Raw genomic sequence first — 22,730 nt, forward strand, 5'->3', positions numbered from 1 at the left:
GGCAGACCCATGACCCAGGAAATCGGCGGCTTCGCCGCTCTTGAACTTCATCCCAATATTGTCGCTGCAGTAGTCGCTACCGGCTATGAAGAGCCTTCGGCCATTCAGCAGCAGTCGATCCCGATCATCCTCGCCGGTCACGATATGATTGGTCAGGCGCAAACCGGTACCGGTAAAACCGCTGCCTTTGCCCTGCCTATCCTGCACCGCATTGATCCGTCCAAGCGCGAGCCGCAAGCTCTGATCCTGGCCCCAACTCGTGAGTTGGCGCTACAAGTTGCAACCGCTTTCGAAACCTACGCCAAGCAAATGCCGGGCGTAACTGTTGTGGCTGTCTACGGCGGCGCGCCGATGGGCCCACAATTGAAAGCAATCCGTAATGGCGCACAGATCGTTGTCGCCACTCCGGGCCGTCTGTGCGACCACCTGCGTCGCGACGAAAAAGTGCTGCAGACTGTGAACCACCTGGTTCTCGACGAAGCAGACGAAATGCTCAAACTGGGCTTCATGGACGACCTCGAAGTCATCTTCAAGGCCATGCCGGAAACCCGTCAGACCGTATTGTTCTCGGCTACCCTGCCGCAATCGATCCGTGCCATCGCCGAGCGTCATCTGCGCGATCCAAAGCACGTGAAGATCCAGAGCAAGACCCAGACCGTTACCGCGATCGAACAGGCTCACCTGTTGGTTCACGCTGACCAGAAGACCTCTGCCGTTCTCAGCTTGCTGGAAGTGGAAGATTTCGACGCTCTGATCATGTTCGTGCGCACCAAGCAAGCGACCCTGGATCTGGCCAGCGCCCTCGACGCCAAAGGCTACAAAGCCGCAGCGTTGAACGGCGACATCGCCCAGAACCAGCGTGAGCGCGTCATCGACTCGCTGAAAGATGGCCGTCTGGACATCGTTGTGGCGACCGACGTAGCCGCCCGTGGTCTGGACGTACCGCGCATCACCCACGTATTCAACGTGGACATGCCGTACGATCCGGAGTCCTACGTGCACCGTATCGGCCGTACCGGCCGTGCCGGTCGCGAAGGCCGCGCGCTGCTGCTGGTGACTCCACGTGAGCGCCGCATGCTGCAAGTGATTGAGCGTGTAACCGGTCAGAAAGTTGCCGAAGTGCGTCTGCCGGACGCTCAGGCCGTTCTCGATGCCCGCATCAAGAAACTGACCAACAGCCTGTCGCCGCTGGTGGCTGACGCCGAATCGACTCACGGTGATCTGCTGGATCGCCTGACCGCCGACATCGGTTGCACCCCACGTGCCCTGGCTGCCGCTCTGCTGCGCAAGGCCACCAATGGTCAGGCGCTGAACCTGGCAGCGATCGAGAAGGAACGTCCACTGGTGCCGAACAGCGCTCCACGTGGCGACCGTCCTGAGCGTTCCGGTGATCGTCCGGACCGTGGTGATCGCGAGCGTCGTGCTCCGATGCCACTGGGCGAAGGCCGTGCCCGTTGCCGTACCGCGCTGGGCGCGCGTGACGGTATCGCGGCGAAAAACCTGCTGGGCGCCATCCTCAACGAAGGTGGTCTGGCACGTGAAGCCATCGGTCGCATCCAGGTGCGTGACAGCTTCAGCCTCGTCGAGCTGCCGGAAGATGGTCTGGACAAACTCCTGACCAAGCTGAAGGACACTCGCGTTGCCGGTAAGCAGTTGAAGCTGCGTCGCTACCGCGAAGATTGATCCGCCCTTGGGCTGATTGATCGAACATAAAAAATCCCCGACTGGTTCGGGGATTTTTTTTGCCTGCGATTTGAGGTGGGAACGAACTCGTCAGCCGAAGCGGTAGATGTCCATGCCCAGCGCGCCCATGGTGAACCCTTGGTGCGCAATGCTGAACTCACCGCCGGCGCCGCGAGCGAAGTACAGCGGCAACAGATGCTCGTCGCTCGGATGGCTGCGCACGGCGTTTGGCGCTTGCTGGCGGTAATCGTGCAGGGCGGCTTCATCATTGGCCGCGAGCTTGTCGATTATCCAGTCACGGAAGTCCCGGGCCCACGGCTCGACGCTTTCCGGGCCGGCATGCCAGTCCAGTTCACGCAGGTTATGGGTGATGCTGCCGGAGCCGATCAACAGAATGCCCTGGCCGCGCAGGCTGGCCAGCGCCTGGCCGACGCGGGTCTGCAACGCCGGGCCGCCACGGCTGGGCAGGGAAACCTGAACCACCGGGATGTCGGCTTGCGGATACATCAGCGACAGCGGCACCCACACGCCATGGTCGAACGGTCGTTGCGGGTCGAGACGCGCGGGCAGGTTGTTGGCGGTCAGCAGTTCGGCGACCTCTTGCGCCAATTGCGGATTGCCCGGTGCGGGGTACTGCACTTCAAACAATGCACGGGGGAAGCCGCCGAAATCGTGCCAGGTTTCCGGTTGCGGATGGCTGCTGACCAGCAGCTCATGGCTTTCCCAGTGGGCGGAAACGATGACGATGGCTTTCGGACGCGGCAGTTCGGCGGCCAGACGCGCCAGGGCCGGGCCGCTGGCGCCGGGTTCCAGCGCGAGCATGGGCGAGCCGTGAGAGATAAACAGGCTGGGAAACATGGAAGGGTTCCTGAGCGTTAAGATGGTTCATCTTCAGTCAGTTCATTGATCTAATTCCAATATAAGTTTTAACGCTTTTTGATCGAATTCTTAGGAGGAACCATGCAGCCGGAGTTTTGGCACAAGAAGTGGGAATCGAACCAGATCGGCTTTCACCAACCCGAGGTGAACCCGTATTTGCAACGGCATTGGCCCGATCTGGCCATCCCGGCGCAGGCGCGTGTGCTGGTGCCGTTGTGCGGGAAAAGCCTGGATCTGTTGTGGCTGGCAGGTCGTGGGCATCGGGTTCTCGGCGTCGAGCTGTCGCAGAGGGCTGTCGAAGACTTCTTCCGTGAACAGCAATTGCAGCCGCAGATCAGCGAAGAGGGCGGCTTCAAGGTTTATCGGGCCGGGGCGATAGAGTTGTGGTGCGGGGATTTCTTCGCCTTGTCCGCGAGCGATGTGGCCGAATGCACGGCACTGTATGACCGCGCGGCGCTGATCGCCTTGCCGGCGCCGATGCGTGAGCGCTACGCGTCGCACTTGCAGAATATCTTGCCGGCGGGCGTACGCGGTTTGCTGATCACGCTGGATTATGATCAGGCGCAAATGCCCGGGCCGCCGTTTGCAGTGGAAGATGCCGAGGTGCAGCGTCTGTTCGGTGGCGGCTGGCAGGTGCAGGCGCTGGAAGAACAGGACGTGTTGAGCGAAAGCGAGAAGTTCCTGCAGGCGGGAGTGACGCGCCTGGAAGAGCGGGTGTACCGGCTGACGGGCCAGTAACAGGCACAAAAAAGGCCCGCATCACTGCGGGCCTTTTTTTAGCCGGGCTGATCAGCCGCGACGACGCAGGGCGTCGATACGCTCTTCCAGCGGCGGGTGGCTCATGAACATGCGGGCGAACCCTTGTTTGATGCCACCGTTGATGCCAAAGGCGTTCAGGGTGTCGGGCATGTGCACCGGCAGACCTTGTTCGGCACGCAGGCGTTGCAGAGCGCCGATCATCGCGCTGGTACCGGCCAGACGGGCGCCGGCTTCGTCGGCACGGAACTCCCGTTTGCGCGAGAACCACATCACGATCGCGCTGGCCAGGATGCCCAGAACCAGTTCGGCAAAGATGGTCGCGATGTAGTACGCGATGCCCTGGCCTTCCTCGTTCTTGAAGATCACCTTGTCAACGAAGTTGCCGATGATCCGCGCGAAGAACATCACGAAGGTGTTCACCACGCCCTGGACCAGTGCCAGGGTGACCATGTCACCATTGGCCACGTGGCCGATCTCGTGGGCCAGAACGGCTTTCACTTCATCCGGAGAGAAACGCTCCAGCAAGCCCTGGCTGACCGCGACCAGCGCGTCGTTCTTGTTCCAGCCGGTGGCGAAGGCGTTCGCTTCGTAGGCCGGGAAAATCCCGACTTCGGGCATCTTGATCCCGGCTTCGCGAGACAGTTGCTCGACGGTTTGCATCAGCCATTGCTCGTGGCGGGTGCGCGGCTGGGTGATGACCTGGGTGCTCGTGCTCATCTTCGCCATCCACTTGGAGATGAACAGCGAGAACAGCGAACCGGCGAAACCAAAGACGGCACAGAAGACCAGCAGCTGACTGAGGTTGAGGTCAACCCCGTTGGCCGCCATGAACCCGTTGAAGCCGAACAGGCTCAGGGTGATGCTGGCTATCAGCACGACCGCCAGGTTAGTGGCCAAAAACAGCAGGATGCGCATCATGGTTGTAGAAATCTCCTCAAGCTAAAGATGTAGCGTACTGCGGGGTATATAAGGTGCGGCACCGGGCGATTCAACCGAGTGACTATTTCAAACTGTGTCCTACATCGGATTCTCCGGTGTGCGGGACAATTCCCACCCCTGAAGACGACAAGGATGACAGCCGCGCGCCACCCACCGGCATTGCATCAGGCGCATGTGATCGGTACGAATCGACAGTGTAGAAGGCGTACGGAAGGGGGCGGGGCAGAAGTGTTGCTGAATCAGACAGTGCGCAACGAAAGGCTCGTTGCGCACGGATCGCCGGTTACTGGCGGTAGGACTTGAGGAAGTTGCCGATGCGCCCGATGGCCATGTCCAGGTCATCGACACGCGGCAGGGTCACGACACGGAAGTGATCCGGCCACGGCCAGTTGAAGGCCGTGCCCTGAACCACCAGCAGCTTCTCGGACAGCAGCAGGTCGAGGACGAATTTCTCGTCGTTGTGGATCGGGCAGATCTTCGGGTCGATCTTCGGGAAGGCATACAGGGCGCCCATCGGCTTCACGCAGCTCACGCCGGGAATGTCGTTGAGCAATTCCCAGGTGCGGTTGCGCTGTTCCAACAGGCGACCTTGCGGCAAGACTAGGTCGTTGATGCTCTGATAGCCGCCGAGGGCGGTCTGGATCGCGTGCTGGCTCGGCACGTTGGCACACAGGCGCATGTTGGCCAGCATGTCGATGCCTTCGATGTAGCTGTGGGCGTTGTGTTTCGGCCCGGAAATGGCGATCCAGCCGGAACGGAAACCCGCCACGCGATACGACTTCGACAGACCGTTGAAGGTCAGGCACAGCAGGTCCGGCGCCAGCGAAGCGGTGCAGATGTGCACGGCGTCGTCGTAAAGAATCTTGTCGTAGATTTCGTCGGAGAACACCACCAGGTTGTGCTGGCGGGCCAGTTCCAGCATGCCCAGCAACACTTCCTTCGAATACACCGCGCCGGTCGGGTTGTTCGGGTTGATGATCACCATGGCCTTGGTGTTCGGGGTGATCTTGGCCTTCATGTCGGCCAGGTCCGGGAACCAGTCGGCGCCTTCGTCGCACAGGTAGTGCACCGCGTTACCGCCGGCCAGGCTTACGGCAGCGGTCCACAGCGGATAGTCCGGCGCCGGCACCAGCACTTCGTCGCCGTTGTTGAGCAGGGCCTGCAACGACATCACGATCAGCTCGGATACGCCGTTGCCCAGGTAGATGTCTTCGATGCCGACACCTTCGACCTGCTTCTGCTGGTAGTACTGCATCACGGCCTTGCGCGCGCTGAACAGGCCTTTGGAGTCGCTGTAGCCCTGGGCGGTCGGCAGGTTGCGGATCACATCCTGGAGAATTTCGTCCGGCGCTTCGAAACCAAAGGGCGCCGGGTTGCCGATGTTCAGCTTGAGGATGCGATGGCCTTCCTCTTCCAGACGTTTGGCGTGCTTGAGCACTGGGCCGCGAATGTCGTAGCAGACGTTGGCGAGCTTGTTCGATTTGCTGAACTGCATGGCGATGTGATCCCGAAAATGAACGATCCAGGCGGCGAATGGACAACCGTGCTGGGAATCCTGCGTCTTCACACAGGCAAGCGTCTTGAGCGGCGGTTTCCAACAATCCGTTTGAATGCGCAGGATCCCGCTGCCAGACTGGCGTGTGACGAGGCGCAATCATACGTGCCACCCGATCCGTGGAAAAGGTACAGATCGGGCTTTTTCAGCCGTTGAGGTGTGATGATGGAAAAGATAGAAAAGACCCTGGAAGAATGGCGCGCGATGCTCGACCCGGAGCAATACAACGTGTGTCGTCTCAGTGCCACCGAGCGACCGTTCTCGGGCAAATACAACGCCACCAAGACCGACGGTGTCTATCACTGCATCTGCTGCAATGAGCCGTTGTTCGATTCCAAGACCAAATTCGACTCCGGTTGCGGCTGGCCGAGCTTCTACGCACCGATCGGCGAGAGCGCCATGACTGAAATCCGTGACACCAGCCACGGCATGATCCGCACCGAAGTGAAATGCGCCCGATGCGATGCGCATCTGGGTCACGTGTTCCCCGATGGCCCGCCGCCGACCGGTCTGCGTTACTGCATCAACTCGGTGTGCCTGGACCTGGTGCCACGCGAATAACCGATGCGGGCGATCCCTGGATCGCCTTTCGGATAATTAAATTGCACACAATTCAATTGCTCGCTATTTTTACAGCTTCTCAACTTTCCAGAGTGCGCACCATGAGCGATAACCTGCTGACCATCCCGTGCACCACCATCAAGGGTGAGCAAAAGACCCTGGCCGATTTCGCCGGCAAAGCGGTGCTGGTGGTCAACACTGCCAGCAAGTGCGGCTTCACCCCGCAATATAAGGGCCTTGAAGAGCTGTGGCAGACCTACAAGGATCAGGGGCTGGTGGTGCTGGGCTTTCCGTGCAACCAGTTCGGCAAGCAGGAACCCGGCAACGAGGGTGCGATCAGCGAGTTCTGCGAGCTCAATTACGGCGTCAGCTTCCCGCTGTTCAAGAAGATCGAAGTCAACGGCAGCGGTGCGCATCCACTGTTCGTGCAGTTGAAGAAGCGTGCGCCGGGTGTACTGGGTTCCCAGGGCATCAAGTGGAACTTCACCAAATTCCTGATCGGCAAGGACGGCCAGTTGGTCAAGCGCTTCGCCCCGGCCACCAAGCCGCAGGACCTGAGCCGCGAGATCGAAGCCCTGCTCAAATGAACGATCTGTCAGCCGATGCGCTGAAGCTCGACAGTCAGTTGTGCTTCAAGCTCTACGCCGCGTCCCGGGCCGTGATTCGTGCCTACAAGCCGATGCTCGATCAGCTCGGCCTGACCTACCCGCAATACCTGGCGATGCTGGTGCTGTGGGAATGGCAGGGCGCGGCGCCGGAACAACCGACCGTCAAGGCACTGGGCGAGCGTCTGGCGCTGGATTCCGGGACGCTGACGCCGCTGCTCAAGCGTCTGGAGCAACTGCAACTGGTGCAGCGTCAACGTTCGGCGCGGGACGAGCGTGAGGTTCACCTGAGCCTCACGCTTCAGGGCCAGGCGCTGCGCGAGCAGGTCGGGCCTTTGAAGGACCGGTTGCTGTGCGACAGTGGCGTGGACCTGGATCGTCTCAACGAACTGCGTACCGGGCTCGATCATCTGCTGGGGCAAATCAAAGCGCTGTCGTAGTCGGTATCCACTGATCCAGCAGCGCTGCCAGTTCTTCGCGACGGAACGGTTTGGCCAGGTAGTCACTCATGCCCGCCGCCCGGCAGCGCTCCCGTTCCTCGGACATGGCGTTGGCCGTCAACGCCACGATCGGCAAGTGTGGCCAGCGACCGCTCTGACGGATCTGCCGGCTCGCTTCGTAACCGTCCATCACCGGCATGTTGCAGTCCATCAGCACCAGATCGAACTCATGGTGTTCCAGCTGATCCAGCGCTTCTGCGCCATGGGCCGCCACCACTACCTCGCAACCGAGTTTGCCGAGCATGCCCTTGGCCACCAGTTGGTTGACCGGGTTGTCCTCCACCAGCAACACCCGCCCGCGACGCTGCGACGGCACGCTTTCAAGACGCGCACGGTCGATGGTGGTGATGTCCGGTTGCAGGGTTCTGCGCAGATTCTGATACAGCGCGTTGCGTGCCAGGGGACGCGCCTGCTGCTGTAGCGGGGCAAGGGCCGCAGCTTCTTCGCCCGGCATGAAACTGCCGTAGGCCGTCACCAGCAGAATCGGTGCGGTCATGGTCGGGCGCAGGCCAAACAGGCATTCGGGGCAATCGGTGATGATGATGTCCGGTGACGGGCCGAGGAGTGACGCTTCAATCGTGCGCTGTTCGTACGACAGACCCCAGACCGGCAACAGACTGCCCAGCAGCTCTGACAGGCCGCTGGCCGCAGTGGTGATGGCGAGCACGCTGCCATGCAGCGGGGCCGGGATGACTGCGCGGGTGTGGCAGGGCAACGGCAGTTCGGCACAGAACTGACTGCCGAAACCGACTTCGGAACTGATCGTCAGGCGCCCCTGCATGGCCTCGCAAAGGTTGTAGGTCAAGGCCAGGCCCAGCCCGGTGCCGCCGTACTGGCGGGTGATACCGGCCCCGGCCTGGGTGAAGGGCTGGAAAATCTTCACCTGGGCTTCCTGGGCGATACCGATGCCGGTATCGCAGACCTCGATGCGCACGCCATCCTTCCAGGTCGACAAACGCACATCGACCCGACCAAAACGGGTGAATTTCAGGGCGTTGGACAGCAGGTTGCTGACGATCTGCCTGACCCGGGTCGGGTCCCCGAGCACCAGCGCCGGAAAGTGCGGATCGATCAGACACGTCAGCTCCACGCTTGGCGCGGCGTTCTGCGACAGCAGGTTGGCGGTGTCTTCGATCAACGAGCCGAGGTCGAACGGGATGTGTTCGAGTTCCAGTTGCCCGGCATCGAATTTCGACAGGTCGAGAATATCGTTGAGCAACTCCACCAGCACTTTGCCCGAGTCGTGGGCAATGGACAGTTGTTGCTGCTGTTCGCCGTTGAGCGGGCCGTCGAGGGACAGCGCGATCATGCCCAGCAGGCCATTGAGCGGGGTGCGAATCTCGTGGCTCATGTTGGCAAGGAACGCCGAGCGGGCCTCTGCCATGTCCAGTGCGGTGCTGCGGGCGACCTCCAGTTCCTCGTTGGACTGGCTGAGGCGGGCGTTGATTGCCTTCAGCTCGGCGGTGCGTGCCGACACGATGTCTTCGAGTTGAGCGAGGTAGTCGGTGAGGCGGTTTTCCGCGGTGCGCCGTTGCTGGATTTCCGTGGCGATGTTCTCGAACTGCTGGTTGGCGACCTTCACCAGCACGCCGATCTCATCGTTGGCGTGTCCACTCGGACATTCAAGCGTGGTCGGTTCGGCACTGCGCGGATCGCGCCCGCTGAGTTCACGGATCACCCGCACCAGGGGCTTGGTCAGCATCACGTAGAACAGCGCCAGCAGGATGCCGGTCAGGATCAGGCTGCGGGCAAAACCGTTGAGCAGCGTGACTTCGGCTCGACGCAGGAAGCGGCTGCCGAAGGCATAGGTGTCGACTTCCAGGCTCAGGGTGCCGAGGGATTCGTTGGGCAAGTGGTCGAGATAGAGCCGATCTTCGAACTCGCGTTTGGCACCGAACAGAAAGTCGCTGATCAACCGATAGCCGTTTTGCAGCTCCGGGCGCTTCACGCTGGCCAGAACCGTCTGATTGTTGTCGGTCAGTTGTGCGGAAATGATGGCCGGCGAGCGCAGCAGGCCCAGCGTGAGTTCCTGAGCCAGCTCGGCATCGATGTTATAGGCGATACGCGAGGCCGGGTTATGGCTGATTTCCAGCAAAGACAGGATTTCACGGTTGATGGAGGCGTCTTCACTGGCATAATCGATGCCGATTTGCAGCAGGCTGAGCAGCGTGCCCAGAATGAACCCGACCAGCACGGTAAGCCGGGCCTGTTTGTATGACAGCCGGTGGGTGAATTTGATATCCATGGGGTGTTGAACCACTTCCGTTTCCCTTCGCTGCTCAAGCATAGTCGATCATGTATGGATACCGTGGTTCCCGAATCGCCTTGTAACAAGGGCCGGGGCGGGTGTCGAACGCTATCGGTCGTCGCTGTATCGCCATCATTACTGTGAACCAGCCCGAGGAGAAGACGTGGATTCCCGATTGAATGCTTTTCTTGAGCGCGCCGAGTCGGTTCTGGCGCGGATCGAACCGCTGCTGCCAGCACCACGCCCGGTCATCGACTGGGGCACTTGCCTGGCCGCACGCTGGCAGCGTGACGGTCGCAGCGGCTATCTGCTGCCGCTGGAAGTCAGCCTCGACATGCGTCTGTCGGACTTGATCGGTGTCGATCGGCAACTGGAGCAACTGGGCCGAAATACCCAGCAGTTCCTCGACGGCATGCCGGCCAACCATGCGTTGCTCTGGGGTTCGCGCGGTACCGGTAAATCCTCGCTGGTACGGGCGCTGCTGGCCGAGCACGCCAAGGCCGGTCTGCGCCTGATCGAGATCGAACGCGATCACCTGGCCGACCTGCCACGGGTGGTGGAGCAGATCGGCAAACTGCCGCAACGTTTCGTGCTGTTTTGCGATGATCTGTCGTTCGAGTCCGGCGAAGGTGATTACCGGGTGCTGAAAAGCGTGCTGGATGGCTCGCTGGAGCAGGCGCCGGACAATGTGTTGCTGTACGCCACCTCCAACCGTCGCCATCTGGTGCCGGAAAAGGAAAGCGACAACGAAAACTGGAAGCGCGTCGATGGCGAACTGCACCCGAGCGAAGCGGTGGAAGACAAGATCGCTCTGTCGGATCGCTTCGGCCTGTGGCTGTCGTTCTATCCGTTCACCCAGGAACATTTCCTCAACGTCGTCGAACACTGGATCGGCCAGTTGGCCGCCAAGGCCGGCCTGAGCTGGCAGCGCGACGAACAACTGGACATTCTCGCCGTGCGCTGGGCGACCGGCCGTGGCAACCGCAACGGACGTTGCGCGTACCAATTCGCCCGTTACTGGGTGGGACTGAAATTGCTGGAGCACAAGGCATGATTGATTTGCAACAGAGCGGCCAGGGTCTCGAAGGCTATGGCATGTTGGCCGCGCAACTGGAGTCGCTGCTGGCGGACGAGCGCGATTTCATCGCCAACGCCGCGCAGTTTTCGGCGTTCCTGTTCAACCAGCTCGATGATCTGAACTGGGCTGGTTTCTACCTCAATCGCAACGAAGAGCTGGTGCTCGGCCCGTTCCAGGGCCAGATCGCTTGCGTACGCATTCCGTTCGGTCGCGGTGTGTGTGGCGCGGCGGCGGCCAGTCTGCAGACACAACGGGTCGAAGATGTTCACGCGTTCCCCGGCCACATCGCCTGTGACAGCGCGTCGAACAGCGAACTGGTGGTGCCGTTGGTCAAGGATGGTCGCCTGATTGGCGTACTCGACCTCGACAGCCCGAAGCTTTCGCGTTTCGGCGCAGACGATCAGGCTGGTATCGAACGACTGGCGGCGATCTTCCTGCGCCTGACCGACTGCTGATCACGCCGCAAGACCGGCCTTGCGCAGCACGCCGGCAGGGTCGACAGCATCGATCTGTTGCGGGTCGAGGAAACGGCTGGCGTATTGCAGATACAGGCCTTCGCGGATGAACAGGCCGAACAGCTCGGCATCGATATGTGCCTCGCGGCACATGGTGGCCATGATTCCCAGCGCTTCGCTGAGGGTCTTGGCCTTTTTGTACGGGCGGTCGGCGGCGGTCAGCGCTTCGAAGATGTCGGCAATCGCCATCATCCGTGCCGGCAGGCTCATCTCCTCGCGTTTCAAACGTTTCGGATAACCGGTGCCGTCCATTTTTTCGTGATGGCCGCCGGCAATCTCCGCCACGTTGTTCAGATGCCCGGGGAAGGGCAGATGGCTGAGCATCAGGATCGTCTGCACCATGTGGTGGTTGATGATGTAACGCTCCTCTCGGGTCAGCGTGCCACGAGGAATGCTCAGGTTGTACAGCTCGCCACGGTTGTATTTGTAGCGCGGGACGTCGAGTTTGAACCCCCATGGGTTGTCTTCCGGAATCAGTTCGCTGTCGGCACGTTCGAGCAGATGCTCGGGCTTGTCCGCCAGTAACCTTTCGCTGACCGGAAGGGGGGGCGCCGATGTGCGTGCCTGGCGCCGGTTTTCCTCCCAGGACACGCCCAGGCGATCATCCAGCGTACGTGTCCAGGTGCGCTGCGCAATGCCCTCAAGACGCTGAAGGTCGGCGTCCGCCATGGCCTCACTGCCCAGATTGCAGCGGGCGACAAAACTGAAGTCATCATCCAGCGCTGTCAGCGTCGCGTCGCGCAGGCTGGCCAGTTGTCGTTCGTCGCCACCCGACGCCAGGGCTTTCCAGTAGCTGATCCACGCATCGCGCTTGAGCACTTCGAACCGGGTGCGGACTTCATGGATGCGATCGTTCAGGGTTTCCAGTTTGGTGGCTTTGTCGACGACGTATTCCGGCGTCGTGACTTTGCCGCAGTCGTGCAGCCACGCGGCGATGTGCAAGGCTTCCCATTCGTCCTCACTGGGCTGGTAGTCGCTGAAGGCGGGGGCCTCGCTGGCCGCGGCGGCGTGGGCGAGCATCAGGGTCAGTTCCGGCACGCGTTGGCAATGCCCGCCGGTATAAGGGCTCTTGGCATCGATGGCGCCGGCGAGCAGTTGAATGAACGCATCCAGCAGTTGTTTCTGCCGGGCTTGCAGACGTTGGCTCTCGATACTCACCGCCGCCGCACCGGACACCGCTTGCAGGAACGCGATGCGGTCGGGTCGCAGCTTCTCCAGGTCGGCCGGGGTGCCGCTGTCATTGATCAGCAACACCAGCAGGCCGATTGTTTCGTTGTGCTGGTTGTGCAGGCGGATCCCGATCAGGTGGACCCGCGGCGTGTCCATGGCCAGCAGGACCTTTTGCAGATCGGCGGCCTGTTCGAAGCCAAGGTTGCTGACCACGTTGTCGGCATGCGCCAGTTGCTCGAACCATTCGGGACCCTGCGCGGTATCAAGGTTGTGGCCTTGAATATCGAACGCTGCCAGCGGCCGGGAAGTGCCGTCGACCACCAGCCCGTAAGGTTCCATGCGGTTGCCATCACTTTCGCGCAGGTAGATCAGACCAGCCTGGGCCTGGGCAATCTGCACCGTTTCGAACAACACCCGTTGCAGCAGCGGGGCGAACCGGGTTTCGGCGGTCAGGCTGTCGGTGATGCGAAAGAAGCTGGCCAGGGTGTCCTTCATCCGCGCCATCGACAGGCTCAACTGGTCGACCTCCAGCACTGGTGAGCGACGGGTCACGGGAAAGTTGAAATCGAAGCTGCGGATGGCATCGGCTTCCTTGACCAGTGCATGCAGCGGCTTGACCAGAATCCGCGAGATCAGCCAGCCCAGCGGCAGGCACAACAACAGGGTGGCAAGGGTGATCAGCGCACCTTGCCAGCGCATGCGATAGGCATCGACCAGTAACTCGTCCTCCGGCACCAGCAAGGCCATCTGCAAACCTTTCGGGCCGCCTTCCTGCAGGCTGCTGCGGGCAACGATCCAGCGTCGCCCCTCAGCTTTCAGGCGTTTGCCCTGATGATCGGCCGACAGCAGGGCATGCAGGCTCGGGCTCAGGTCAGCCGCCTTGGCCAGGCGCGCGGTACGGTCATCGACGATCAGCCGGCTGCTGTCGGGATAGGCCACGGCGTTGCCTTCGGCATCGAACAGGACGATTTCTGTCGCCGGCGTCACTACGTGTTTGGTCAGGGTTGCCGACAGTGCGTCGAGGGTCAGGTCGGCAGCGATCACCGCGTGCACGCTGCTGCGCCGGGCGAGGGTGGTGCCGACATTGTGGGTGGAAAAAAACACATAGGGTTCGGTGGTGATTTGTTCGTTCTGTTGCTGCGCGCGGGTGTACCAGGTGCGGCTGCGCGGGTCGTAGGCATCGTCCGGATTGTCGTGACGACCCACCGCTGACAACGCCTGATTGAAGAACAGCGATTGCGATCTGGCGCCGCCATCGGCGTCATGTTCGATGCTCCAGACCTGATACGCCGCCGCATCCGGAGCTTTCAGCAAGGTTTTCAGTGACGCGGTGCGCAAGGGGCGCACCATGAAGAAATCACCGTTGTCGTAACCCAGATACAACGAGGCCAGGTCCGGGTTGTCCGCCAGTGACTGGCTGAACGGCTTGAGCAGCGTCAGGCGTTGTTCAAGCGTTGAGGCCTGAGTCCCGGGGTTGTCCGCGAGCAGGCTCAGCAGGTGCCGGATTGGCGCGTAGGTCGATTGCAGGTCGACACGTACATCCTGTTCGATGCGTTCGAACAGTTTTTCGCTGCTCGACAGAATGATCTGCGTGGTCTGCCGGTAGTTGAACAGCCCCAGCACGACCCCAGTGAGCAACAGCAGAAAGGTGAACATGACGCTGATGTGCACGTGCAAAGGAAACCGGCGTTGATCCGGGCGCAGTGGGCTGGGCATTGCGGACTCTCCGTGTTGGTAAACACACTGCTCAGCGCCCAAGCATAGTTAAGGCCCGGTCATTCTGCTCTGGTCGGTCAGCGTCAGTTGTTGCTCCAGTGCCTTCTCCAGTTCAAGGATGGCGAAGCTGCTCGCCTTGCAGCGGCGTTTGATCTCGTCCACCGGCAACGCTTGCAGGCAGGCCTGTTCCAGAGCGTCGCAACTGTCGATCAGGCGTGACGCCTGGGCAATGCGCGCGGCGCCTTTGATCTTGTGCGCCATCTCGGCCAGAGCCTGGTGATCCCGCCCCGGGGACAACGCCAGCAGATCCTGACGGTCAAGCCGACTGCTGTTGAGCAGTTCGGTCAGCAGTCGGCGGGTCTGAGCGGGGTTTCCTCCTGTCAGGGCGTGCAACCCTTGCAGATTGAACGCAGGCGAAATGAGCGCTGGCCGGACACTGTCGACCCATTGGCTCAAGGCACTCAGGCTCAGTGGTTTGAACAGGCACTCGTTCATGCCGGCCTGCTTGCAGCGAAGCACCTCTTCCGGTTGGGCATTGGCGGTAAACCCCAGCACGGTGCAGGTGGGGCGCTGCGTGAGTTTTTCGTGGCGCCGGATCGCTCGGGTCAGTTCATAGCCATTCATGACGGGCATGTTGCAATCGGCGATGACCAGATCGAATGCACCGTTTTTCCATTGTTCCAATGCGCTCTGGCCTTCTTCGGCGATGCTGAAGTGGTGCCCCAGGAACTCGAGTTGCTGACACATCAGCAGGCGATTGGCCGGATGATCGTCGACCACCAGAACGTTCAGCGGGGCAAGGGCGGTCTGGATCTGCGGTTCGTGTTTTCGGCCTGTCACTTCCGCGGGCAGGATAGCCAGCGGCAGCGACACACTTACCTGTGTACCGATCCCGGGCTGGCTACTCAATTGCAACTGACCTCCCATCATCTCGCACAGGCTGCGGCTGATGACCAGTCCCAGCCCGGCGCCACTGATTGCCCGATCCCTGCCTTGGCAGGCCTGGGCGAAAGGTTCGAACAGCCGTTGCTGATCCTCGGCAGAGATGCCGATGCCGCTGTCCTGAACCGTCAGTTGTACCTGCGAGACATCGGGAACATCGCTGGCCAGCAGTTCCAGCGTGATCCTGATCTGGCCTTTTTCGGTGAACTTGATGGCATTGCTGATCAGGTTCGACAGCACCTGTTTGAAGCGCAAGGGATCCAGGTGTACGTCGACGTTGAGTTCGGGAGGGGAGACGTTCACCACCAGCGTCAGCCGTTTCTGCCGGGCCAGGCCTTCGAAGATCCTGACGACCGAGGTGATGGTTTCGATAAGGTTGACCCGCTCGGGGCTCAGGCTCAGGCGCCCGGACTCGATCCGGGCGATATCCAGAATGTCGCCGATCAGCCCCAGCAGATCCTTGGCCGAACTGTAGGCGGTTTCGATGCTGGAGCGGTCCGGATGCACTTTGTCCATGCGCTTGAGGGTCAGTTCGAGCATGCCGATGACCGCGTTCATCGGTGTACGTATTTCGTGGCTCATGGTCGCCAGGAAAGTACTCTTGGCCCGGTTGGCATCATCCGCGCGTTCCTTGGCAGCACGAAGTTCGTCGAGCAGCTCGTGACGTTCACTGATGTCGATCCAGCCGCCGATGATCCCCTGGACATCGCCGCCGGAGTCGCGGTAAGGCAGGATCCAGTGATAAATCGTCAGGCGCCGGTTGCCGATATGCAACGGCCGGTCGAGCACCAGCGGCCTGCCCTCGGTGACCACCCGTTGATAGTCGGCCTGATAGGCGCGGGCTTCGAAGGCATTGCTCAGGGCGCCTTCCATTACATTCTTGCCGATGACGTCTTCGCGCCGGGCATTGAAGGCTTCGAGATAGCTGTCGTTGCAGCTTTGCAGCAGGCCCTGTCGATCTCGCACATAGATCGGGTGGGGCGTGCCATTGACCAGCGAACGCATGAACTCCAGTTGATCATTCAAGGCGCGTTCGGCCGATTGGCGCTGTTTGATCTGGCGACGCATGTAGGCATTCCAGAGCATCGACAGCAGCAAGAGCAGGCTGGCGCCCCCGATCACCTGATAGAACAGGCGTCGATACTGATGCCAGGTGCCTTGCGAAAGGCTGGAGTAGCCCCGCCAGCGACCGTTGATGATGCCCAGTTCTTCGGGCGTTATGCTCATCAGCGTCTTGTCGATGATCGAGCCCAGTTCCGTGTTGTCCCGGGCGGTTGCCAGGGAAAAGGCTGCCTGCCGTGTGCCGATGGTGGTGGTGATCTGCAAGGGCTGCTCGAAGATGTGTGAGGCGATGAAATAGTTGGCGATCACCAGCGAGTTCACCGCGCCCTCGACCTGACCTTCGTCGAGCAATGCCACCGCACTGAAGGTGTCCGGGGTTTCGATCAACTGGATGTAAGGAAACTCGCGGCGCAGGTACTCGATCATCGGGTTGCCCTGGGCGATGGCCAGACGCTTGCGCTTGAGCTGGCCCAGGTGCGTCGGACTGTCGGCAGCCTTTCGAGTCAGCAGGACGTAGGAGTTTTCAAGGTAGGGGCGGCTGAACTTGAGCGTTTCCTCGCGCAGGGCGGTTGGCAGCAGGGCGGCGATCAAGTCGGCCTGATGGTTTTCTATCTGCTTGATCATCTCGGCATCGCTGCGGCTGCGGCGGACTTCGAAGCGCAGGCCGGTGCGCAAGCGGATGAGTTCGAGCAGGTCGGCGCTGATGCCGCGAAAGTTGCCATCGGTATCAAAGAAGCTCAGGGGCGCAAAGGCCTCGTTGACGACCACGCTCACCACCGGGTGTTTTTTCAGCCATTGTTCTTCACGATGGGTCAGTTGCAGTTTCTGATCGGTCAGCAAGGTATCGCTGCCGGCACTCCAGCGTTTGGCGATGTTTTCCCGCTCGCTGCCCGGGACAGCCTTGAGCACGCTATCGATGATACCCAGCAGTTGAGGATTGTCGCGGCGAACGGCAAAGCTGAAACCGTGGGCCTCGTGCTTGCCGAAATTGGCCATGCGGATGTTGTTCAGATAACCCTTGCTGATCATGTAGTGGGTGGAAATGGTGTCGCCGAGAAACACGTCCGCCTGATCGAAAGCGACCGCGTTGATTGCGTTCTGGTACGACGGATAGGACGTGATGAGGGCCTTGGGATACAGGGCCTTGACCTCGTCCAGCGGCAGATAGTGATACAGCATGCTCAGCCGCAGGCCGGCCAGGCCATCGGTCAGTGAGCGGGTTTCACCGACGCGGGTGACCAGTACCGGTTGATCGATGGCGTAAGGGCTGGACAGCACGATGTCGGCGTTTTCCGCCTCCAGTCCGTTGGACGTACCGAGCATGTCGATGCTGCCATCGATCAATGCCCGTATCGCGGCGTCCCGTGTGGCAAAGCGCTTGACCTTGACCGGCAGACGGGTTGTCTGGCCAATGAGCCCGGCATAATCGGCCGTGAAACCTTCGTAGTCGCGGCCACTGGCGGTCATGTCAAAAGGCGGATAGTCGGGAGCGGACGTGCCCAGAATCAACTCATTGCGATTGTGCAACCAGTCCCGTTGCGAATGTTCAAGCAGGACCGGCAGCAACTTGTCGGACGAACGACTGAGCAGGGCCAGGTCTTGTGAAGTGACGGGCGTGGCTGTTGCATGAGCACTTAAACCAAGGCATGCACTCAATACAATCAGGCAGGTTTTCAAGCGACTGGGCATGTTGGCTCTCACACGAGTGCGTTACGTTTGGCCATTTCGATAAGTTCTACAAGGGACTTGGCTTTGAGTTTCTGCATCAGGCGTTTTTTATAAGTGCTGACGCTCTTGTTGCTGAGGAACATGCCTTTGGCAATTTCCTTGTTTGTGCGACCTTGGGCAAATAGTTGCAATACCATTAATTCCCGGTCGTTGACGGCTTTGAATAGTTCCAGTTCCGTGTAACGGACATCATCGCTGCGAACCGGGTTCAGCGCCTGACTGGGAAAGTAGTTGTAACCGGATAGAACAGCCTTGATGGCACTGACCAGTTCACTGAGGTCTTCCTGTTTGCAGACATAACCCGACGCGCCGGACTGCATGCAACGAATGCCGAACAGTGTCGGGCACTGTGCGGTCAGGACCAGTGTTTTGAACGGCGAACTCATGGCATTGAAGCGGGCAAGGACTTCCAGGCCGTCCAGCTTCGGAATACTGATGTCGAGGATGATCAGGTCAGGCGCGCATTCGCGGACCATTTGCATGGCATCGACCCCGTTATCGGTTTCACCGACGACTTTGTAGCCTTCATGTTCCAATAGCATTCGAACGGCAAGACGGATAACCGGATGATCATCGACGATAAAAACGGAGTTCATAATAAAGTCCCATGCGAGCGCGAATAAAGGGCGCACCTTAGCTCAGATGGATGAGCGGTCGCATGAACCGACAGTGCCTCAGTGGCAATCTAGGATTATTCCTACATATAAAGAAGAATGAGACTACGCGTGAACTAGTTTTGGCGTAGGTAGAGGGAGTGGGGCGTTAATTGAGTCTCGTCAATGGAGCGCCGTGCGTTATTGAAAGGTCTGGCTGTTTAATATTTATCGGATATTAAGGGGCTTCGGTTTTTTGTTTCAGTGATTCTTTTCGATATTTGGACGATGCATATAAAGAAAAATCGGAACCTGCAACAGACCCTGTCCTGAATTCTGTCTTGTGTGATGCGTGCGCCCGACCGATCAGCGCCTGACCGGTCGGAGCACGAGGCATCATTGGCTGGAGCGGCCTGTCATTTCCTGGGCCATGTCGCTGGCGTAACTGTCAGTCATGCCCGCGATGAAGTCGATCATGCGCAGGAACGATGCGTGCAACGGGCCGTGCGGATCCGGTGCATTGTTGCCCAGCAAGTCGAGGATTCTGCGGCTCTTGAACGACGGCGTACGGCCGTTGTGCTGTTCCAGGGCCGCGCCGCAGAACGCGTTGAGCAGAATTTCCAGTGTCGTGTAGGCACCAATCTCGTGCAGCGTCTTGCGCTTGTCCTGGAAGATCTTTCGGCGGGCGATGTCCTTGGCGTTCAAGACGCAACGTTTGGCCGGGCCATGCATGTGCTCCACGAGGTCCCCGTGCAGCGTACCCGCCAGCAGTGCGTCCTGTTGCTCGACGAAGGCCCGGGCGGCGGCGTTGGTCAGGTGCTCGATGGCCTTGCCCCGCAGGATCGCCAGTTTGCGCCGGCGCGAATCCTGAGGGCCCAGCAGGCGATAGGTTTCCGGCAGATCGTCGCCGACCAGACCCAGCAGCAGCGACTCGACCTCGGCGTAGTCCAGCAGCTCCATCTCCAGGCCATCTTCCAGATCGATCAGCGCATAGCAGATGTCATCTGCGGCCTCCATCAGATACACCAGCGGATGACGTGCCCAGCGCTGCTCTTCGAGTTGCGGCAGGCCCAGTTTGTGGGCGATCTGTTCCAGCAGTGGCAACTCGCTCTGATAACAACCGAACTTGTGTTTCTTGTAGCCGAGGGAGTCGGCGTGACGCGCGGTCCACGGGTACTTCAGATAGGTGCCGAGGGTTGCATAGGTCAACCGGGTGCCGCCGTCGAACTGGTGATATTCCAGTTGCGTGAGGACCCGGAAGCCTTGGGCATTGCCCTCGAAATTCAGGAAGTCACCGCGCTCGGCGTCACTCATCGCATCCAGCCAGCCGCGCCCGGCAGCCTGCTGGAACCAGTGACGAATGGCGTCTTCGCCGGAATGGCCAAACGGCGGGTTACCGATGTCGTGGGCCAGGCAGGCGGACTGAACGACCATGCCCAGATCGCTCGGCTCGCACCACTCGGGCAGATCGCGGCGCAGGGTTTCACCGACGCGCATGCCCAGCGAACGACCGACGCAACTGACTTCCAGCGAATGGGTCAGACGCGTGTGGATGTGGTCGTTGCTCGACACAGGGTGCACTTGGGTCTTGCGGCCGAGGCGGCGAAAGGCGCCAGAAAAAATGATGCGGTCATGGTCTTTGTGGAACGGGCTGCGGCCGAGTTCCTGCGGACTGTGCAGCGGCTTGCCGAGACGTTCGCGGTTGAGCAGGGTTTGCCAATCCAAGGCTGATTCTCTCCGTCGGGTGACTGGTGCCCTAGCTTCCCGGTTCGAGCGAGTGTCTGCAAGCGCAACTACAGTCCGGCAGCGTCAATGTCGATCAACAGCAGGCGTTCGCCATTGTCGAAGAATTGCCCGGCGGTCAGGCAATACTGGTTGCTGGTGGCATCGCGGTAGGTGTTGGAAAGCGTCAGCCGCCGTTCTTCCCAGCCTTCGGCCAGCAGGTGGTAGAAGTAGGGGCGCCACGACCAGTTGTGGCCCAGGTAGCGGTTGTCGGCGACCCAGCCGCTTTGGCGCCATTCCAGATTCGGGGTCAGTTGCGTGCCCTGGCGGTCGCACTGATAAAACCGCAGCAACCACGGAAAGGCATCGAGTTGCGGCAAGGCACTGAGCGGCGCGTGAGCCTGAGCCCAGGTCTGCAGGATTGTCATCAACTCGCCGAGCTGTTGGCGCATCGACATCAACTTGCCGCGCTCAGTGAGCTTCTGCTTCACATAGGCCTGGCGCAGTTCAGCGAAGCGCTGGACGAACGCATCCGTCGCAAAGAAAGCCTCCTGCGCCCGGGCGAACAGAAAACCCTGCACGTAACGCGAGCCGCACTCCAGCGCGAAATTCAGCTGCGCTTCGGTCTCCACGCCTTCAGCGATGATCCAGCAGCCGGTTTTTTCGGCCATCTGTGCCAGCGCCTTGACCACATCACTGCTGGGCCCACCGAGTGCGGCGGCCTGGAACAGGCGCATGTCGAGCTTGAGGATGTCCGGTTGCAATGCGAGCACACGATCAAGTTGTGAGTATCCAGCGCCGAAATCGTCGATGGCGATTCGCGCCCCGGCATCGCGATAGCGCGCGACCACTTCAGACAGGCGCTGACTGTTGCCGCCGAGCTCGGTGATCTCGAAGACAATCCGCTGCGGGTCGACGCCATGCCGGGCGAGTTGTTTGAGGCTCGGCAGCGCCTGGTCGGCGCGCAGACGGCTGATCCAGCGCGGCGACATGTTCAGGCTGAGAAACCAGTCCGGTGGCGCTTCGTGCAATCGGCTCAGCGCATTGTCGCGAACCTGCCGGTCGAGGCGGCGCAACGCGGTGGCTGGCGTTCGTGGATCGGCGAACAGCGGCCCGACCGATGTCAGTTGCCCTTGCGCCTGGCGCAGACGGCCCAGCGCTTCGACGCCTGCAATGCGTCCGGTGGCGGTATCGATGAAAGGCTGAAAGCAGGCGAGCGGTTGCCCGTCGATCACGGGGCCTCCTTGGTCGTTGTTGTTCGGGTGGGATCCTGCCGGCCGGATAGACGAGCGGGATTGAATCTCCGGATGAAGAGATTCAATCCCGCCAGCACTGCAAGAATGCAGCCAGATGTGCAGCTCAGCGCTTGCTGGTGTTCTGCATGACCAGTTTGATCAGCGGAGCAAGGCTGGTGCCGAGACGGATCAACCGACTCAGACCGCCGACGCCTCCACTCTTGGCACCTTTGCCGGTGAGGAAGCCCAGCAGCGTCACGGCCGCCACGCCCCACAACGGCGCGTGCTTGATGCCGAAACCGTCCTGCAGGTTTTGCGTCATGCCACGCATGCGTTGCAAGGGTTGCAGGACCTGGCCGGCTTCGTGACGGATTTCCTGACGATGCATTTCCATGCGCAGACGGATCAGGGCCTTGCGCATTTCCTGGCGCGAGCTGTTTTGCGGAAGTTCAGGCAGGCTCATGGCAGCAGGCGCTCCCGGTCGTTGGCCAGTTCTTCCAGGGTGCCGTGGAAGGGCGAGGATTCATCGAAGATCGCAGCCTTGAGACGCAGCGCGCAGAAGATCGCCGCCAGGGTGTAGAACACGCACAGGCCGATGATCGCGGCGAGACGATACGTGTCCCAGAACACGATCAGGACGAGGGTCGACAGGCCGACCAGCAACAGCAATGCAAACACCAGCGCCAGGCCTGCAAACAGCAACAGGCTGACGGTGCGTGCCTTCTGCTCCTGCAGTTCGATGCCGAACAGTTCGACATGACTGTGCAACAGACCAAGGACGGCTGCGCCCAGGCGCCGCGTGGAGGAAGTGGTGCCCGAAGTCGGGCCGGATTCACCGATCGACATGATCAGCGCCGCGTGGCCAGCAGGCCAATCAGAAAGCCTACGCCCGCCGCGATACCCACCGATTGCCACGGGTTGGCCGACACATAATCTTCGGTGGCGGTGACCGCTGCCTGACCGCGCTCGCGCAGGGTGTCTTCGGTCAGTTTCAGGGTTTCCCGTGCGCGCAGCAGACTTTCGTGGATCTGTTCGCGCAACTCATCCGCCTGATCACCGGCCAGCGTGGCGGTGTGTTCCAGCAACCGTTCGGTGTCGCTGACCAGGGTCTGGAAGTCGTTCATCAGGATTTCTTGAGCAGTCTTTGCCTTGGTGCTGGCCATGGGGAATCTCCGTAAGTGGCTGTCTGAAACGGCTTCTGAAACTTTCGAGTATGAGCCTTGTGTGAAGGTTCAGTACA

At 60.6% G+C, this 22,730-nt stretch carries 19 protein-coding genes; 7 read left to right on the plus strand and 12 right to left on the minus strand.

What is annotated here, in order from left to right:
- The first annotated feature begins 9 nt into the window (after nucleotides 1-9).
- Complete coding sequence (locus AC1RMX_RS23410; protein WP_007955707.1) at nucleotides 10-1,683, plus strand: DEAD/DEAH box helicase; 1,674 nt, start codon at nucleotides 10-12, stop codon at nucleotides 1,681-1,683.
- Nucleotides 1,684-1,773: 90 nt separating this feature from the next.
- On the opposite strand, the gene AC1RMX_RS23415 is transcribed toward AC1RMX_RS23410, so the two are convergent.
- The gene (locus tag AC1RMX_RS23415) at nucleotides 1,774-2,541 is read right to left on the minus strand and encodes a DODA-type extradiol aromatic ring-opening family dioxygenase (RefSeq protein WP_493073126.1); all 768 of its coding nucleotides are present in this window, start codon (nucleotides 2,539-2,541) and stop codon (nucleotides 1,774-1,776) included.
- A 102-nt stretch (nucleotides 2,542-2,643) separates the two neighbouring features.
- On the opposite strand from AC1RMX_RS23415, the gene AC1RMX_RS23420 reads away from it, so the two are divergent.
- Nucleotides 2,644-3,300 carry a thiopurine S-methyltransferase gene (locus AC1RMX_RS23420; RefSeq protein WP_493073127.1) on the plus strand — a complete coding sequence of 219 codons (657 nt, stop codon included), beginning with the start codon at nucleotides 2,644-2,646 and terminating at the stop codon, nucleotides 3,298-3,300.
- A gap of 51 nt (nucleotides 3,301-3,351) precedes the next feature.
- Here the strand turns inward: AC1RMX_RS23420 and htpX are convergent, their stop codons facing one another.
- The gene (gene htpX, locus AC1RMX_RS23425) at nucleotides 3,352-4,239 is read right to left on the minus strand and encodes a protease HtpX (RefSeq protein ID WP_096821080.1); all 888 of its coding nucleotides are present in this window, start codon (nucleotides 4,237-4,239) and stop codon (nucleotides 3,352-3,354) included.
- 304 nt (nucleotides 4,240-4,543) lie between these two features.
- A complete protein-coding gene (locus AC1RMX_RS23430; protein ID WP_085710751.1) occupies nucleotides 4,544-5,755 on the minus strand; it encodes a pyridoxal phosphate-dependent aminotransferase in 1,212 nt (403 codons plus the stop codon).
- Nucleotides 5,756-5,980: 225 nt separating this feature from the next.
- On the opposite strand from AC1RMX_RS23430, the gene msrB reads away from it, so the two are divergent.
- From msrB to AC1RMX_RS23445, 3 genes are all read left to right on the plus strand, one after another.
- Nucleotides 5,981-6,376, plus strand: coding sequence for a peptide-methionine (R)-S-oxide reductase MsrB (gene msrB / locus AC1RMX_RS23435; RefSeq protein WP_096821149.1), 396 nt, complete (start codon nucleotides 5,981-5,983; stop codon nucleotides 6,374-6,376).
- A 101-nt stretch (nucleotides 6,377-6,477) separates the two neighbouring features.
- Nucleotides 6,478-6,963: a glutathione peroxidase gene (locus AC1RMX_RS23440; RefSeq protein ID WP_493073128.1), complete on the plus strand. Its 486-nt coding sequence runs from the start codon at nucleotides 6,478-6,480 to the stop codon at nucleotides 6,961-6,963.
- Entirely contained in the window at nucleotides 6,960-7,421 is a 462-nt protein-coding gene (locus tag AC1RMX_RS23445; protein WP_192558630.1) for a MarR family winged helix-turn-helix transcriptional regulator, read from the plus strand. The genes AC1RMX_RS23440 and AC1RMX_RS23445 overlap by 4 nt, the downstream gene beginning before the upstream one ends.
- Here the strand turns inward: AC1RMX_RS23445 and AC1RMX_RS23450 are convergent.
- Nucleotides 7,405-9,726: a hybrid sensor histidine kinase/response regulator gene (locus AC1RMX_RS23450; RefSeq protein WP_192558629.1), complete on the minus strand. Its 2,322-nt coding sequence runs from the start codon at nucleotides 9,724-9,726 to the stop codon at nucleotides 7,405-7,407. The two genes, AC1RMX_RS23445 and AC1RMX_RS23450, sit on opposite strands and share 17 nt — an antisense overlap.
- A 166-nt stretch (nucleotides 9,727-9,892) precedes the next feature.
- On the opposite strand from AC1RMX_RS23450, the gene AC1RMX_RS23455 reads away from it, so the two are divergent.
- The gene (locus AC1RMX_RS23455; RefSeq protein WP_096821083.1) at nucleotides 9,893-10,783 is read left to right on the plus strand and encodes an ATP-binding protein; all 891 of its coding nucleotides are present in this window, start codon (nucleotides 9,893-9,895) and stop codon (nucleotides 10,781-10,783) included.
- Nucleotides 10,780-11,262 carry a GAF domain-containing protein gene (locus AC1RMX_RS23460; RefSeq protein ID WP_085710746.1) on the plus strand — a complete coding sequence of 161 codons (483 nt, stop codon included), beginning with the start codon at nucleotides 10,780-10,782 and terminating at the stop codon, nucleotides 11,260-11,262. Before AC1RMX_RS23455 ends, AC1RMX_RS23460 begins: the two co-directional genes overlap by 4 nt.
- Here the strand turns inward: AC1RMX_RS23460 and AC1RMX_RS23465 are convergent, their stop codons facing one another.
- The 8 genes from AC1RMX_RS23465 to AC1RMX_RS23500 form a co-directional block, all read right to left on the minus strand.
- Nucleotides 11,263-14,208 carry an HD domain-containing phosphohydrolase gene (locus tag AC1RMX_RS23465; RefSeq protein WP_493073130.1) on the minus strand — a complete coding sequence of 982 codons (2,946 nt, stop codon included), beginning with the start codon at nucleotides 14,206-14,208 and terminating at the stop codon, nucleotides 11,263-11,265.
- Between the two features lie 48 nt (nucleotides 14,209-14,256).
- Nucleotides 14,257-17,901, minus strand: coding sequence for a transporter substrate-binding domain-containing protein (locus AC1RMX_RS23470; protein ID WP_493073131.1), 3,645 nt, complete (start codon nucleotides 17,899-17,901; stop codon nucleotides 14,257-14,259).
- An 8-nt stretch (nucleotides 17,902-17,909) separates the two neighbouring features.
- Nucleotides 17,910-18,536: a response regulator gene (locus AC1RMX_RS23475; RefSeq protein ID WP_493073132.1), complete on the minus strand. Its 627-nt coding sequence runs from the start codon at nucleotides 18,534-18,536 to the stop codon at nucleotides 17,910-17,912.
- Nucleotides 18,537-18,929: 393 nt separating this feature from the next.
- On the minus strand, nucleotides 18,930-20,258 hold the full coding sequence (locus tag AC1RMX_RS23480) for a deoxyguanosinetriphosphate triphosphohydrolase (protein WP_096821087.1): 1,329 nt from the start codon (nucleotides 20,256-20,258) through the stop codon (nucleotides 18,930-18,932).
- Nucleotides 20,259-20,326: 68 nt separating this feature from the next.
- A complete protein-coding gene (locus AC1RMX_RS23485; protein WP_493073133.1) occupies nucleotides 20,327-21,490 on the minus strand; it encodes an EAL domain-containing protein in 1,164 nt (387 codons plus the stop codon).
- Between the two features lie 124 nt (nucleotides 21,491-21,614).
- Nucleotides 21,615-21,953 (minus strand): hypothetical protein, encoded by a 339-nt coding sequence (locus AC1RMX_RS23490; protein ID WP_096821089.1) that lies wholly within the window; start codon nucleotides 21,951-21,953, stop codon nucleotides 21,615-21,617.
- On the minus strand, nucleotides 21,950-22,336 hold the full coding sequence (locus AC1RMX_RS23495; protein WP_096821090.1) for a phage holin family protein: 387 nt from the start codon (nucleotides 22,334-22,336) through the stop codon (nucleotides 21,950-21,952). The genes AC1RMX_RS23490 and AC1RMX_RS23495 overlap by 4 nt, the downstream gene beginning before the upstream one ends.
- A gap of 2 nt (nucleotides 22,337-22,338) precedes the next feature.
- Nucleotides 22,339-22,653, minus strand: coding sequence for an ElaB/YgaM/YqjD family protein (locus AC1RMX_RS23500; RefSeq protein WP_085710739.1), 315 nt, complete (start codon nucleotides 22,651-22,653; stop codon nucleotides 22,339-22,341).
- Between the last annotated feature and the right edge of the window lie 77 nt (nucleotides 22,654-22,730).

It is taken from the genome of Pseudomonas sp. GW822-FHT03F04 (genome assembly GCF_058801405.1).